General features: G+C 64.0%; 14 protein-coding genes. 4 read left to right on the plus strand and 10 right to left on the minus strand.

The genetic code is table 11. From position 1 onward, the window contains the following. Positions 1–18: 18 nt before the first annotated feature. The gene (gene guaD / locus ACMU_RS04280) at positions 19–1,329 is read right to left on the minus strand and encodes a guanine deaminase (RefSeq protein ID WP_035256558.1); all 1,311 of its coding nucleotides are present in this window, start codon (positions 1,327–1,329) and stop codon (positions 19–21) included. A gap of 106 nt (positions 1,330–1,435) precedes the next feature. Here guaD and mgtE point away from each other — a divergent pair, with 106 nt between their 5' ends. After that, positions 1,436–2,818, plus strand: a complete 1,383-nt coding sequence (mgtE, locus tag ACMU_RS04285) for a magnesium transporter (RefSeq protein WP_035256560.1) — start codon at positions 1,436–1,438, stop codon at positions 2,816–2,818. Next, positions 2,815–3,360 carry a 5-formyltetrahydrofolate cyclo-ligase gene (locus ACMU_RS04290; protein ID WP_035256562.1) on the plus strand — a complete coding sequence of 182 codons (546 nt, stop codon included), beginning with the start codon at positions 2,815–2,817 and terminating at the stop codon, positions 3,358–3,360. Before mgtE ends, ACMU_RS04290 begins: the two co-directional genes overlap by 4 nt. On the opposite strand, the gene ACMU_RS04295 is transcribed toward ACMU_RS04290, so the two are convergent. The 9 genes from ACMU_RS04295 to ACMU_RS04335 form a co-directional block, all read right to left on the minus strand. Beyond that, positions 3,357–4,208: an aldose 1-epimerase gene (locus ACMU_RS04295; RefSeq protein WP_051587950.1), complete on the minus strand. Its 852-nt coding sequence runs from the start codon at positions 4,206–4,208 to the stop codon at positions 3,357–3,359. The two genes, ACMU_RS04290 and ACMU_RS04295, sit on opposite strands and share 4 nt — an antisense overlap. Beyond that, a complete protein-coding gene (locus ACMU_RS04300) occupies positions 4,205–4,930 on the minus strand; it encodes a FadR/GntR family transcriptional regulator (protein ID WP_051587954.1) in 726 nt (241 codons plus the stop codon). The genes ACMU_RS04295 and ACMU_RS04300 overlap by 4 nt, the downstream gene beginning before the upstream one ends. Positions 4,931–4,997: 67 nt before the next feature. Continuing rightward, positions 4,998–5,996: an ABC transporter permease gene (locus tag ACMU_RS04305; RefSeq protein ID WP_035256565.1), complete on the minus strand. Its 999-nt coding sequence runs from the start codon at positions 5,994–5,996 to the stop codon at positions 4,998–5,000. A gap of 14 nt (positions 5,997–6,010) precedes the next feature. Continuing rightward, positions 6,011–7,513, minus strand: coding sequence for a sugar ABC transporter ATP-binding protein (locus ACMU_RS04310; protein WP_035256567.1), 1,503 nt, complete (start codon positions 7,511–7,513; stop codon positions 6,011–6,013). Between the two features lie 58 nt (positions 7,514–7,571). Then, on the minus strand, positions 7,572–8,546 hold the full coding sequence (locus ACMU_RS04315; RefSeq protein ID WP_051587957.1) for a substrate-binding domain-containing protein: 975 nt from the start codon (positions 8,544–8,546) through the stop codon (positions 7,572–7,574). 20 nt (positions 8,547–8,566) lie between these two features. Further along, a complete protein-coding gene (locus ACMU_RS04320; RefSeq protein WP_035256569.1) occupies positions 8,567–9,340 on the minus strand; it encodes an SDR family oxidoreductase in 774 nt (257 codons plus the stop codon). Between the two features lie 4 nt (positions 9,341–9,344). Then, entirely contained in the window at positions 9,345–10,517 is a 1,173-nt protein-coding gene (locus ACMU_RS04325; protein ID WP_035256571.1) for an enolase C-terminal domain-like protein, read from the minus strand. Next, on the minus strand, positions 10,514–11,389 hold the full coding sequence (locus ACMU_RS04330; RefSeq protein WP_152544506.1) for an SMP-30/gluconolactonase/LRE family protein: 876 nt from the start codon (positions 11,387–11,389) through the stop codon (positions 10,514–10,516). Before ACMU_RS04330 ends, ACMU_RS04325 begins: the two co-directional genes overlap by 4 nt. Continuing rightward, positions 11,382–12,326: a 2-dehydro-3-deoxygalactonokinase gene (locus tag ACMU_RS04335; protein ID WP_081805391.1), complete on the minus strand. Its 945-nt coding sequence runs from the start codon at positions 12,324–12,326 to the stop codon at positions 11,382–11,384. The genes ACMU_RS04330 and ACMU_RS04335 overlap by 8 nt, the downstream gene beginning before the upstream one ends. 139 nt (positions 12,327–12,465) lie before the next feature. Here ACMU_RS04335 and ACMU_RS04340 point away from each other — a divergent pair, with 139 nt between their 5' ends. Next, entirely contained in the window at positions 12,466–13,281 is an 816-nt protein-coding gene (locus ACMU_RS04340; protein WP_035256574.1) for a TIGR00282 family metallophosphoesterase, read from the plus strand. Positions 13,282–13,354: 73 nt separating this feature from the next. Then, positions 13,355–15,133, plus strand: coding sequence for an SLC13 family permease (locus ACMU_RS04345; protein WP_035256577.1), 1,779 nt, complete (start codon positions 13,355–13,357; stop codon positions 15,131–15,133). Positions 15,134–15,138: the final 5 nt, after the last annotated feature.

Here is a 15,138-nt window from a genome sequence, read left to right on the forward strand (position 1 = left end):
CATACCAACATCGCAAAGTTACAACTTTTCGACCCGTGTTCCCGCGACCCAAACGTCAGCAATGGCGCGGTCGTCGCCCATCATGATGGTGGGGAACAGCGCCTCCCAGATATCGTCGGCCATGGCGTGACGCTGTGCGATGGCCGGGGTTGAGGCGAGGTTAAGAATGGTTAAGTCGGCCTCAAGACCTTGTTCAAGATTTCCGATCTGATGCGCCATGCGCATGGCGCGGGCCGAGCCAACCGTGGCCAGCCAGATCAGCTGACTGGGGTGCAGGGCGGTGCCGCGCAGCTGTGCGATGTCATAGGCCGCCGCCATGGTGCGCAGCATCGAAAAGCTGGACCCGCCGCCGGTATCGGTGGCCAGCCCCACCAGATGCCCAGCCGCCATCAGCCCGCCCATGTCAAACAGGCCAGAGCCGATGAAGCAGTTCGAGGTGGGGCAGTGGATCAACGCGGCGCCGGCCTCGTGCAGCCGGTCCCGCTCGCGGTCTTCCAGATGGATGGCGTGGCCGAACATCGCGCCGGGGCCCAGAAGGCCGTGCGCCTCGTACGTGTCCAGATAGTCGCGCGCGGTGGGGTAAAGGGATTTGACCCATTCGATCTCGTCCACCTGCTCGCTGAGATGGGTCTGCATCAGGGTTGTCGGGTTCTCGGCCCAGAGCGCCCCCATCGCAGCCAGCTGCTCGGGCGTCGACGTGGGCGAAAAACGCGGCGTAACCGCATAAACCGCGCGGCCCCGCCCGTGCCACTTGGCGATCAGGGCGGCGCTTTCGTCATAAGCGCGCTGTGGCGTGTCGCAGAGCGTATCGGGCGCGTTACGGTCCATGCAGGTTTTGCCACCGGCCACGCGCATATTGCGGGCCTTGGCCGCGGCAAAGAACGCCTCGGCGCTTTCGGGGTGCGAGGTGCAGAAACTGGCCACCGTGGTGGTACCATGGGTCAGCGTGATGTCGAGGTGTCGCCCGGCAATGTCATCGGCATAGGCGCGGTCACCGAATTTCGATTCCTCGGGGAAGGTATAGGTGTTCAGCCAGTCGATCAGCCGCTTGCCCCAACTGGCGATCATCGCGGTCTGCGGGTAATGCACATGGGCATCGATAAAACCCGCGAGGATGAGGTATCCGCCGTAATCCACTGTTTCTGCATCAGGAAAATGATTCCTGATGTCGTCCGCATTGCCGCTTTTGGCGATCTTTCCATCCACCACCGCCACCGCGCCGCGCCGTTCATAGCGCGCCGCATCAACGCCCGTATCGAACGGGCTGCCGTCAAAGGCCAAGGTTTGGCCAAGCAGGATTTTCGGGCGGTTCGTGTTGGTTTCAGGCATATCTCAGGCATAGGGCGAAACGGCGCAGAGGTAAATCGCAAGAGGCTCTGTTTTCCGGCCGTGGCATTGTCTATGCTGCCTGCAAGAGCAGAACGAGGGCAGGGCTATGCTGGACGAACCCCTTCAAGAGGCTGAAGCTGAAGACGGCTATGCGCTTGAAAAGGACTTGTTTTCCTCTGTCAGGTTGGCGGTTGCCGCGGGCGACAAGGTGCGGATGGACGCGCTGTTTTCCGGCCTGCACCCGGCGGATATTGCTGACCTTCTGGAACAGGTGGATGGCGGGCATCGGCGCGAGATCCTGCTGTTGGCCGGTCATCTGGTGGACGGCGACGTTCTTTCCGAACTGAACGAGGATGTGCGGCGTCAGGTGATCGGGTTCCTGCCGGATGCGGCGGTGGCCGAGGCGGTGCGCGATCTGGAATCGGACGACGTGGTCGATCTGGTTGAAGATCTGGAAGTGCCCGAGCAGCAGGCGATTCTGAACGCGCTGGACGTGGCCGACCGGGTGGCGGTGGAACAGGCGCTGGCCTATCCCGAAACCTCGGCCGGGCGGCTGATGCAGCGCGAGCTGGTGGCCGCGCCGGAGCATTGGAACGTGGGCGACGCCATTGATTTCCTGCGGTCGAACAAGAAAAAGCTGCCCGACCAGTTTTATCACATCATCGTGGTGGACCCGGCGATGCGGCCGGTGGGCTATGTGACGCTGGGCCGGCTGCTGGCGTCGAAACGCGCGGTGCCGCTGACCGAGATTTTCGAAGAAAGCTTTCGCGTGATCCCGGCCGCCCAGGACGAGGCCGAGGTGGCCTATGCGTTCAACCAGTACCACCTGATCTCGGCCCCCGTGGTCGACGCCCAAGAGCGCCTGGTGGGCGTGATCACCATCGACGACGCGATGAACGTGCTGGACGAGGAGCACGAAGAGGACATCCTGCGTCTGGCGGGCATCAGCGAATCCAACCCATCGGATGGCATCGTGGCGACGACGAAGCGGCGATTCCCGTGGCTTTTCGTGAATTTGATCACGGCGATATTGGCGTCGATGGTGATCTCGACTTTTGAGGCCACCATTGCGCAGCTGGTGGCGCTGGCGGTGCTGATGCCGATCGTGGCGTCGATGGGCGGCAATGCGGGCACGCAGTCGCTGACGGTGGCGGTGCGGGCGTTGGCGACCAAGGATTTGACGGTGTCGAACATCTGGCGGGTGGTGCGGCGCGAGGTTTTGGTGGGGCTGGTCAACGGGGTGATCTTTGCGGTCGTGATGGGGGCGATTGCGCTGATCTGGTTCGGATCACCCATGCTGGGTGTGGTGATCGGCGTAGCGATGGTGGTGAACCTGGTGATTGCGGGGCTGGCCGGTATCGTGATCCCGGTGGCGCTGGAAAAGGCCGGGGCCGACCCGGCGCTGGCCTCGGGCGCGTTTGTGACAACGGTGACCGACGTGGTGGGCTTTTTCGCTTTCCTTGGATTGGCGGCGGTGATCCTGTTGTGAGCATCGCACAGGACAAGAAGGCGGCGCGGGCGGCGGCCAAGGTGCGCAGGGCCAAAGCCTTTGCCGAAGTAGACCCAAACCCGGCGTTGGAGGCGCTGCGCGCGGTGTTGGCCCCGCACGCGGATCGGGTGATCGCGGGATACCTGCCAATTCGCGACGAGATGGACCCGCGCCCGGCTATGGGCGCGTTGAAAAACGCCTGCGTGCCCGAGGTTCCGGGCAAGGGCCAGCCGCTGCAATTCCGCCGCTGGACGCCCGAGGCGCCGCTGGTTGCAGGGGCGTTTGGCGTGATGGTGCCCGAGGGCACACCCATCGTGGTGCCCGATGTGGTGATCGTGCCAATGCTGGCCTTTGACGGCGCCGGGTTCCGGTTGGGCTATGGCGGCGGGTTTTACGACCGCACCCTTGCCGCGTTGCGCGCCAATGGCGAATGTCTTGCGGTGGGGCTGGCATACGCGGCGCAACGGGCGGACGCCTTGCCGCTGGACCCCTTTGATCAGGCGCTGGACCTGATTGTCACCGAAGAGGGCGTGTTGGGTTAACCCCAGGCGATGTGCATGCCGATCTGCATATTGACGCCGGGCGGCAGGTCGGCCAAGCCCGGCTGACCCGGCAGGTTCACGGCGTCGACCGGGTGTGAGACCGGTTCGAAACAAAAGAAATCCGCCTGTGCGCCCGTCGAATAGACCTGTGCAAAGGGGGCCCCTATGCCACGGATAACACAGGACACCGCGTCCGGTCCCTGGGTGATCCGGGCGGCGCCGGTCCAGCCTGTATAGCCGTTATTGATCAACCCGTCGGGCAGGGCGCGCGGGGTGTCGAACCGCCATTCCGGCGCGCTTGCCAGCGGCAATTCCTGCGTTGGCAGGTGGCTGTTGTCCTCAAGCCACACGGTTGCGGCGTCAAATTGCAAACGGGTATCCGCGCTGCGCGGGAGGCCGGGGTGGAACCCACCGCCAAAGGGCAGGGGATGCGGGCCGGTGTTGGTCAGCGTCATGGTGACCGACAGGGCGTCCGGCGCAAGGGTGATGTCCTGCGCGGCCGTATAGCGCCACGGGCCGATGGCGCCCTGTGCAAGGGTCATGCGAGCGGCAGCACCATCAACCACAATCTCCCATGCCCGTCGATAGCCGTCACCGTGGATGGGCAGCGGGCGGTCCGCGTCGCATGGGACGTCGTGGCGCCGCCCATGCCACGTGAACCCACCGCCAGAGATACGGTTCGAGAAAGGCACCAGTACCATGGATGCCGGGTTGAACCGCGCCGGGTCGTTCGACCAGGGATGCAGCACCGGGCGGCCATCCGCCGTCAGCGCGGCGATGGCACCCCCCAGTTCGGGCGCAAGCTGCAGATGAGCAGGCCCGGCGCGCAGGTGGGTCAGGGGCGTCATTGCTCGGTCGCGGCGGCTGGCATGGCCAACGGGCGCAGGCCCAGATCGGCCACCGATTTGTTCAGCAGCTCGAACATGCGCTGGGACGCGTTTTCCTCGTCCTGCAGGCGGATCGCACGCAGGACGGCACCGTGCAGGTCCAGTGTGTTGGTGTAGCTTTCGGTCGCCTGATCCGACAGCCGGAACGAGGCGCGCAGCGCCGTGCGGATGATCGCGCCGAAATTTTGCAGCACGTGGTTCTGCGAGGCGTTCAGGATGCCCACGTGAAAGGCCACGTCGGCATCGATGCGGCTGGTCTCGGTATCGGCGGCGGTCATGGCGGTGAACGCGGTTTCGATCTCTGCAACCTGCACGGCGGTGGCGCGGCGTGCGGCAAGGCGGGCGGCTTGCGGTTCGAAGATCAGGCGTGCCTCGCTGACCTGGCGCAGGAAATCGAGGTGGATGTCGGTATTGTCCATCCAGCCCAGCACGTCGGGGTCCAGAAGGTTCCATTTGTCACGGTCATTGACCATGGTGCCCAGCCGCTTGCGCGACACCACCAACCCCTTGGCCGCCAGCGTGCGCAGCCCCTCGCGCAGGGCGGTGCGCGACACCTGGAGCCCTTCGATCAGGTCAGCCTCGACCGGCAGGCGGTGGCCGACGGGGTATTCGCCGGTCAGGATCCTGACCGCGATGTCGCGGGTCAGGCGGGCATGTTTGGGTTGGTTGGGCAGGTCGTTCAAACGCGGGGCCTCTGGTTGGTCAAAAGCCCGCCTGTCAGATCAGGCGGGCCCTTTGGATCAAACGCGATCATGTGCGGTTTTGCTGATACTCGGCGAAGATCACCGCCAGGATCAGCAACGACCCTTTGGCCAGTAACTGATAGAAAGTTGGGACCGAGGTCAAGATCATGCCGTTGTTCAGGATGCCGATCACCGCCACGCCCAGCAAGGCGCCGGCCACCGTGCCTTTGCCGCCCTGCATGGCGCAGCCGCCGAGGAAGGCGGCGGTGATCGCCTCAAGCTCCAACCCCTGGCTGCCCGAGATCGGCTGTCCGGAACCGGTGCGCGCGGCCAGAAGAATGCCGCCAATGCCGGCGACCGCGCCGCTCATGACATAGGTGCCGACGCGATAGCGGTTCAGGTTGATACCGGCGAACTTGGCCACCACGGGGTTGCCGCCGATGGCGTAGAAATTGCGCCCGACGATGGATTTCGACAAAAACACCTGGAACAGGATCGCGGTGGCGACCAGCACCCAGATCGGGAAAGGAATGCCAAGGATGCGGCCAATGCCGATCTGGCGGAACGCGTCGTTGAAGATCGAGATCGACTGGCCGTTCGAGATGATGAAGGCGATACCGCGAAAGATCGCCATTGTGCCCAGCGTCACGATCACCGCGTTCACCCGGCCATAGGTGATGATCACCCCGTTCACCAGCCCGGCCATGGCACCCACAAGGATACCGGCGGCAATGCCCAGCCCCGCGGCCTCGGAGGACTGGATGGCCGAGGCGACGGCCACCGTGGTGAGCCCGACAATGGAGCCGACCGAGATATCGAGGCCCCCCGACACGATCACCGCCGTCTGCGAAATGGCCAGCACGCCAAGGATGGCGATGCCCATGCCCATGTTCAGCAGGTTGCGGGTGGAAAAGAACACGTCGCCGCGCAGGCTGCCGAAAACGACGATCAGCACCAGCAGCGCCAGCATCAGCGACAGGTTGTGGATGCCGATCCGGCCCACGGTGATCTCGTAGAGCGACTGCCTTGCGGTGGCGCTGGAGGTATTCAGTGTTTCGTCTGTCATGGTCTTGGGTCCGTTCAAGCCGCTGTTGCCGTTTCGGGCATGGCGTGTTTCAGGATGTTTTGTTCGGTCAACTGGTCACCGGCCAACTCGGCCTGGATGCGGCCATCGGCCATCACCAATGCACGGTCGGACAGGCCGATCAGCTCGGGCATTTCGGACGAGATCAGCAGGATCGCGATGCCGCGCGACGCCAGGTCATCGATCAGCTTGTAGATCTCGGATTTGGCACCCACGTCGATGCCGCGGGTGGGTTCGTCAAGGATCAGCAGTTTGGGCGAACGGGCCAGCCAGCGTGCCAGAACCACCTTTTGCTGGTTGCCACCGGACAGGTCGCCGGCCAGCGTGTCCAGGCTGGGCGCCTTAATCTTCATGGCCTTGGCGGCCTCGCCCACGACGTCTTTGGCGCGGGAGCGGTTGAAGAACCCATAGGTCGAGACCAGATCGGGGATCACCATCGAGCCGTTTTCAAGGATCGAGCGCATCAGTAGCAGCGATTCATGTTTGCGATCCTCGGGGGCAAAGCCGATGCCGGCCTGAATGGCCGCCGCCGTGTTGCCCGGCGGCAGGGTTTTGCCCCCCATGCGCACGGTGCCGGCGGTGGTGCGGTCAAAGCCGAAGATCGCCTTGGCCAGTTCCGACCGGCCCGCGCCCATCAGGCCGCCAAGCCCCACAACCTCGCCCGCGCGGATTTGCAGGTTGGTTTCCTGCACATGGGCGGACGAGACATTGGCAACCTCAAGCACCAACTCGCCCTGCAGTTTCGGCGTGCGGTGGAACAGGGTGTTCAACTCGCGCCCCACCATTTTCTGCGCGATTGTGTCGGGGGTTTCCTCGGCCACCGGGGTGGTTGACACAATGCGCCCGTCGCGCAGGACCGAGATGCGGTCGGCCAGGTCGATCACCTCGTTCAGGCGGTGCGAGATATAGATCACCGCGGTGCCTTCGGACCGCAGGCGACGGATGATGCGAAAGAGCCGCCGCGCCTCGTCATCGGTGAGCGACGAGGTGGGCTCGTCAAAGGCGATCAGGCGGCCACCGGCGCGCACGGCGCGGATGATCTCGATCATCTGGCGCTGCGCGGGGCCCAGACGGTCGCATTTCTGCGTGGGGCGCAGATCGCCGGACATGCCGAACTCGGCCAGCAGTTCGGCCGTGCGCCGGTTCAGCGCACCGCGATCAAGGAACCATTTGCCCTGCCGTGGCATGTCGCCGACAAAGATGTTTTCGGCCACCGTCATGTCGGGCACGATCTCGGGCTCCTGATGGATCACACGGATGCCCGCCGCATGGGCGTCGCGGGATTCGGCAAAGGCAGCAGGGGTGCCATCGACCACCACGGCCCCGGTATCGGGCGGAAATACCCCTTCGAGGATACGCATCAGCGTCGACTTGCCCGCGCCGTTTTCGCCGACAAGGGCCAGAACCTCGGCCGGGCGAAAGCTCAGATCAACCTCGGCCAGGGCCTGCACCACGCCGAAGCGCTTGGAAATCCCTGTCATTTCAATGATGTCTTGCATGCCTTGTCCCTTTAGGCGGTTGGGTGGCGGCAGGTCGCAGGACCCGCCGCCCGTGGGCTTAGCCGCACAACCCGTCTTTGTAGTCGCCGAAATTGTCCAGGTTCACCAACTCGGGCTGCGAGAAGGTGTTCTCGGGCATATCGGCGCCGTCCTTGATGGCCGAGATCAGCAGGTTCACTGCATCTTTGCCGTGATTGGCCGCATTGAACCACATCGTGCCCTTGAAGGTCGAGGCGCGGCCATTGCCGAAGGCGTCGCAGGCGCGGCTGCCATCGATGCCGATGCCAATGCCCTGATCAGCGGAATAGCCGGAGTTTTCCAGCGCGCGCGCGGCCCCCAGCACACCATCGTCGTTGCAGGAATAGAAGATCCAGTTCTCGACGGTGGGGTTGGCGGTCAGGGTGGTGGTCATCACGTCGATGGCGTTGACCATGGTGTTGTCATAGGCGACGCGCACCACCTGATCGGCGCTGACACCGGGCACAGCGGCAAGGAACGCATCCTCGGCACCCTTGTTGCGCTGCATGCAGGTATCGGCCTTGCGATCCTCGATCGAGGCAAGGCGCAGGCTGCCGGCATCCCAGCCCGAGGCGGTGAACTGGCGCGCCAGTTCATTGCCAACGGCCTGACCGATATTATAGCTGTCCAGCCCCACGAAAGGCACCTTGGTACCGTCCTGGTGATAGATGTCGTCATCGACGGCAACCAGCTTGATACCAGCCTCGGCCGCGCGCGCGGCGACCACCGGGCCGATGCCGCGGTCAGGTACAACGATGGCGATACCGTCAACGCCGTCGCCGATCATCGTATCCAGCGCGGTGATGGCCATGTCGGCGTTGAACTGAACGTCCTGCACGGTGAAGCTGGCACCGGCGGCCTCGGCGGCGCCACGGGCGCCTTCGACCTCGGCCACGAACCAGGGGTGATCGCCCATCTTGTTGATATAGCCGATGCGGATGTCATCGGCAGCAGCGGTTCCGGCGATACCAGCCAAAAGCGCAGCAATAGCAGTAGTTTGCACAGCGAGTTTCATTCAATTCCTCCTCAGTTGAATTACTCGTGGTAGAGTTTCGTCCGCCCCCCATCGATGGCGATGGTTTCGGCGTTGATGAACGGGGCCTCGTCCGAGGCCAGGAACAGCGCGGTATTGGCCACCTCGACCGGCTGGCCGATGCGGCGGGGCGGATGCAGGTCCATCGCCTTTTGCCGCTCGGCCTCGGGGTTGGGGAAGCCAGCCCAGTAATCCAGCGCCAGCTGGGTTTCGACATAGCCGGGCGCAATCGCGTTCACCCGGATGCCGTCGGCGGCGTATTCGATCCCCAGCGCCCGTGTCAGCCCGATCAGGCCGTGCTTGGCGACGGGATAGGGGAAGGTATGCGGGATGATCTGCATCGCATGGGTCGAGGCGATGTTGATGATGCTGCCGGTGCGCTGCGCGCGCATGCCCGGCAGGACCGCGCGGGCGCAGATCCATGCGGCATCAAGATCCAGCCGCATACAGCGGTCCCAATCGTCCTGCGCCATCTCGAGCGGCTTGTGAAACACGTTCACGCCGGCATTGTTCACCAGCACATTGGGTGCGGCGAAGATATCGGTGACCTCGGCCACCGCGCGCTCGACGCTGCCGGTATCGGTGACGTCGCAGGTGAAATGCGCGCATTTGCCCCCGGCCTGCGTGATGGCGTCGGCCTGTGCCTGCCCCGCCGCGGCGTCGATCTCGAGGATCGCAACGGCGGCGCCTTCCTGGGCAAAGCGCTGTGCCGTGGCAGCGCCGATGCCGCGCCCGGCGCCGGTGATGATGGCTGTTTTTCCGTTCAATCTGTGCATGTGCCTACCAATCCAGAATGGTCCCGTCGCGCCCGACCGCATCGGCCGCAACGAAGGGTTCCTGTTGGAAGGGATGCGCTGCAATGGCGGCTTCATCAACCGTAACGCCAAGGCCCGCAGCAGTCGGCAAGTCCCATTTGCCCGGTTTTCGCGTGATGGGCCAGCCCACAACCTGATCATACCACGGCACAGCGCCGGTCATTTCCTCCTGTATCACCACGTTGGGCGTGGCGATGCCGAAATGCAGCGCCGCAACCCCGGCGATGGGGCCCAGCGGGTTGTGCGGGGCAAGGCCGATACCGGCGGTTTCGGCCCGCGCGGCGATCTTGCGCGTTTCCCACAGCCCGCCCGCATGCACGATATCGGGCTGCGCGATGTCGAAGGCGCGCGCAGCAATGGCGGGGTCGAACTCGCGACGGCCAATCAGGCGTTCACCACTGGCAATCGGCACGCGGCCTTCGGCGGTCAGCGCGGCATGGCCGGCCATATCCTCGGGCGGGACGGGCTCTTCGGCGAACATCACGTTGTAATGGCTAAGCACGTCCAGATAGGGGCGCGCCGCGGCGGCCGAGGCCGGGCGGCCGTGGAAATCGACCATGATGTCGACCTTGCCACCCACGGCCTGTCGCAGGGTGGACATCAGGTTGTCCAGATCCTGCACGGCGGCGGGGGTGCTGAGGTAATGGGTATAGGGCACGCAGACAACCTTGATCGCGTCATAGCCCATTTCGACCACTTCCAGCGCGCGGTCCTTCAGCGAAGCGGCGGTGTCCGAGTTATAAACGGCCTGCTGATTGCCGAGACCCAGATGGGTATAGCTGCGCAGGTGGTCGCGGGTTTTGCCGCCCAGCAGGCGCCAGACCGGCACGTTCAGCGATTTGCCGAGGATGTCCCACAGGGCGATTTCGATACCGCTGACCGCGCTCATCCCCACAACACCCAGCCGCCAGAACCCGTGGCGCAGCATGCGCTGCATTGCCTGCTCGATGTCGCGCGGGTCGGTGCCGATCATCAGCGGGGCCAGATCGTCGATGGCGCCGGTCACCGCGCGCGTCTTCCATTCCAGCGTCGCTTCGCCCCATCCGACCAGTCCGGGCTGGTCGGTCTCGACCTTCACGAAGATCCAGTTGCGCATCCCGGCATTGCAGACATGAGAGGTGATGGCAGTGATTTTCATGAAGCGGGTTCCGGGTTGAAGAATAGGACGGGGCGGTCGGGCAAGGCGGCGAAGGCGTCCTGCAGCACAAAGGTCTTGCCCGAGGGGTCGGCCTCGGCGCGGGCGGTATCGGGCAGGCCCTGCAGGGCCGAGGTGACATAGATGCACCCGTCGCCATCTGCGGCAGGGCAGGTCACATGGGGCGCGGGCAGGGGGATGCGGCCGATCTGCGTGCCATCGGGGGCGATGCCGGTCAGCGATGCGTCGCCCCACATGGCGATCCAGACATTGCCGTCGGTGTCGGTGATCGCGCCGTCGGGGTTCAGGCCGGTTTCGGTGAAATCGACCAGCACACGCGCCGCGGCCACGGGCCAGCCGGTGTCGCGGTCCAGTACCTGGCTGAACAGCAGTTGCTGCGCGGTATCGGCGAAATAGGCGCGGCCACCATTTGGTGCGAAACAGATCGCGTTGGGGATGGTGATGCCGGGATGCAACTGACGCACCTCGCCGTCGGCATAGCGATAGATCGCGCCGGCGCCCGGTTCGGCGTTCCACCCCATGGTCGAGAACCACAACCCGCCCTGCCGGTCCACGCGCCCGTCATTGGAGCGTGTGACGGCGTTGTCCTGCTCGACCGGGTGCAGCAGCGTCATGTTGCCGGTATGCAGGTCGAACTGTTCCACCCCGCGTTCGGTGGCCATCAACAGGCGGTCGTGGTCGATCACGCCGGCGGCGCTGCCGGTGACGGGCAGGGCCCAATCCTGTCCAGTGGTCATCAGCTTGCGGTTCGGAATGTCGAACCAGAACAGTTGCCCCAGCAGGGGGTGCCAGAACGGCCCTTCGCCCAAGGTGCATTTTCGAGCGTCGAAAGTGGTGCAGGTCACACTATCCATCGGTCAGCTCAAACATCTGGTTGGCAATGGAGGTCAGGCCCGCGATGGCCATTTCCTCACCCGATTGGATCTGTACGTCATACCCGGCAAAGCGCAGGACGCGGGCATATTTGTCGGTAAGCTCTCCGGTGCCGATCAGCGCAACGTTCTGCCCGTTGATGTCAGGTATCGCGCGGGCAACCTCGGCCCCGATCAAAAGGCCAGACAGGCGGCTGAGGCCCGCCGCAGGATCGGTATCCCGCAGCAGCCAATCGGCGCGGATGCCAAAAAGGCGGCCCATGGCGCGCGGATCGTTCAGGGCTTCGGCGGTGGCGATGTCAAAGGCTGCATCGTCAAAGCCCGGTCCTACCGCATCGCGCAGGACCGAGGATCGCGACAAAAGCGCGAACAGCTCGCCCGTCATCTCGGTGCGGAAACTGGCAATTTGTCCCCCGGCCAGCTGGCACCATTTCGTATGGGTGCCCGGCAGGCAGATTGCGCCGTCAAAATCCGGCTGATGCCGCGTCAGGCCAAGGATTTGAGTCTCCTCGCCACGCATCACGTCATCTGCAGCGCGGGTCCGCAGGCCCGGCACAACGCGCACATCCATGTCCGGCAGGCGCAGATGCGCCACGTGTTGTGGCAGCTCTGACCAGCGATCAGGCGTCAGGTAAGGAGCTTCAACCCAGCCGCCGCGGCGCCCCACCATCCCGCAAAGGATGGCAATTCGGGGAGAATGCTTGGCCCGCCACGGCTGGGTGACACGAGAGAACACCGCGCCCGCCGCATCACCCTGAAGGGTGCCGGCCCCGTCCGTGGTCTGCAGACGGTCCAAAACGAAACCGTCAGCGTCCACGAGCCAAAGGCGCAGCGCGGATGTGCCCCAGTCCCCCAGAATGAATGTGCCCTCGGCGCCCACCACGTCCTCCCTGTGTTTGGCTTGGGGGGATCGAAACATTTAAAATAGTATGAGTCAATTAAAAAGTAGTATTTATTCATCCGCCCCGGCCGCCGCCTCGTGAGGAAAGCCCCCCGACAAGGGGGGATTGACGAACGCCCCTTGCGCTTTGCCGGGCCGCGTCCTAGGGCTTAAGCCCATGAAAATACTGTTTCTCGGAGACATCGTTGGCCGATCCGGCCGCACAGCCGTGATCGAGGGCATCGGCCCGCTGCGCGCGCAGCTGGGGCTGGATTTTGTTGTGGTGAACGGTGAAAACGCAACGTCGGGGGCCGGGCTTTCGCCCGCACATGCCAGGCAATTGCTCGAATCCGGTGTCGATTGTCTGACGCTTGGCGACCATGCCTTTGATCAAAAGGACATGCTGACCTTCATCGAGCAGGATTCGCGCATTGTGCGTCCGCTGAACTTTGCCAAGGCCGCGCCGGGGCGGGGGTTCCGCATCTATAACGCGCCGGGTGGGCGCAAGGTGCTGGTGATGCAGGTGCTGGGACAGGTGTTCATGAAGCGCCCGTTCGACGATCCGTTCTCGGCGGTGGAACAAGTGATCAAAAGTCACCCCCTGGGGGCGACGGTTCAGGCGGTGATCCTGGATGTGCATGCCGAGGCGACATCTGAGAAAATGGCGTTGGGCCATTGGTGCGATGGCGGGGTCAGCCTTGTGGTCGGCACCCACACCCATGTACCGACCGGTGATGCCATGATCCTGCCCAAGGGCACCGCGTATCAGACCGATGCGGGAATGTGCGGTGACTATCACTCGGTCATCGGTATGGACAAGGCCGAGCCGATGCGCCGCTTTATCACCGGCATGTCAAAGGGCCGCTTTACCCCTGCCGACGGGGCCGCAACTTTGTCGGGCGTCGTGATCGAGACCGATGACCGCACGGGGCTGACCAAAAACGTGGCAATGTTGCGTCATGGGGGCGTCCTGGCGCAAACACACGCGGATTGATACATGTTCTGCTTGCCCCCGGGGCAGCAGACCGACAGAATGCGATCGATTTGGCTGCAGAAGAATCCACTTGATGCTCAGCTCTTTTTTCTCGCCGGACGCGCAGGCTATCCTGTCGCTGACGGTCGTGGCGATCATGTTCGTCCTGTTCATCCGCGAGACGTATCCCGCTGAAGTTGTTGCCATTTCGGGTGCAGCACTGATGCTGGTTCTGGGAATCCTGCCTTACGACGCCGCGTTGGAGGTTCTGTCGAACCCGGCCCCGTGGACCATTGCGGCGATGTTTGTTGTCATGGGGGCCCTGGTCCGGACCGGTGCCTTGGATTCATTCACGCAGAGAACGGTGCAATCGGCGGGCAAGCGCCCGGTGCTGGCAGTGGCCGTGTTGCTGGGATTTGTCGCGCTCAGCTCGGCCATCGTGTCGAACACACCGGTGGTTGTTGTGATGATCCCAGTTTTCGTCCAGCTGGCCCAGACCTTGGGACGGTCGGCCTCGAAACTGCTGATCCCGCTGTCTTACGCCGCCATTCTGGGCGGCACGCTGACGCTGATCGGAACCTCGACCAACCTGTTGGTGGACGGCGTTGCCCGCGCCCAGGGGTTGGAGCCGTTCACGATTTTCGAGGTCACGCCGCTGGGTATCATCGTGGTGGCCTGGGGCATGATCTATCTGCGCTTCATTGCGCCCAAGCTTTTGCCCCGGCGCGAGACGATGGCCGGGATGCTGACGGATCGGTCCAAGATGAAGTTCTTTACCGAGGTGGCGATCCCCGAAAGCAGCGAGCTGATCGGGCGCAACGTGACCGATGTGGACATGTTTAAGCGCGGCGGCGTCCGCCTGATCGACGTGTTGCGCGGCGACGCCTCGCTGAGGCGCGAAATGTCTGATGTTGTGCTGGAACGGGGTGACCGTGTGGTTCTAAGGACCGGCGCGGACGAGGTTCTGGGTATTCGCAAATCCAAATCCGTGCGGGCCGTGGACGAGTTGAGCCAGGTCGCAACCTCAACCGTCGAGGTGCTGATCACGCCGGGTTGCCGGATGGTGGGGCGCAGCCTTGGCACCCTGCGCCTGCGCCGTCGCTACGGTGTGTACCCGTTGGCCGTGCACCGCCGGAACCAGAATATCGGGCGGCAGCTGGACGACCTCGTGGTGCGCGTGGGTGACACGCTGTTGCTGGAAGGCGCGCCGGAAGACATTCAGCGGCTGGCCGTTGATATGGACCTTGTCGATATTTCGCAGACCACCGCGCGCGCTTATCGCCGTCGCCACGCACCGCTGGCCATTGGCACGTTGCTGGCCATGGTGGCCCTGGCCGCCTTCGGCATCGCGCCGATCTTCCTTTTGGCCGTTCTGGCCGTGGCCTTTGTGCTGATCACCCGCTGTATCGATGCAGACGAGGCGTTTTCCTTTGTCGATGGTCGGTTGCTGGCGCTGATTTTCTCTATGCTGGCGGTGGGAGCGGCGTTGCAGGCTTCAGGCGCGGTGGAGAAGATCGTCGAGGCCGTTGCACCCTATCTGCAAGGCTTGCCGCCCTTCCTGATCGTCTGGGCCATCTATTTGCTGACCTCGATCCTGACCGAACTGGTATCCAACAACGCCGTCGCGGTGGTTGTGACACCCGTGGCGGTGGGGTTGGCCAGCGCGCTGGGGGTTGATCCGCGGCCCTTGGTCATCGCGGTGATGGTTGCCGCCTCGGCCAGTTTTGCAACGCCAATCGGGTACCAGACCAACATGCTGGTCTATGGTCCCGGCGGCTACAAGTTCACCGACTTTCTGCGGGTGGGCATCCCGCTGAACCTGTCGGTGGGCCTGATCGCCTCGGCCGCAATCCCGTTTATCTGGCCTCTCTGAGGACA

Source organism: Actibacterium mucosum KCTC 23349, assembly GCF_000647975.1.
Classification (GTDB): domain Bacteria; phylum Pseudomonadota; class Alphaproteobacteria; order Rhodobacterales; family Rhodobacteraceae; genus Actibacterium; species Actibacterium mucosum.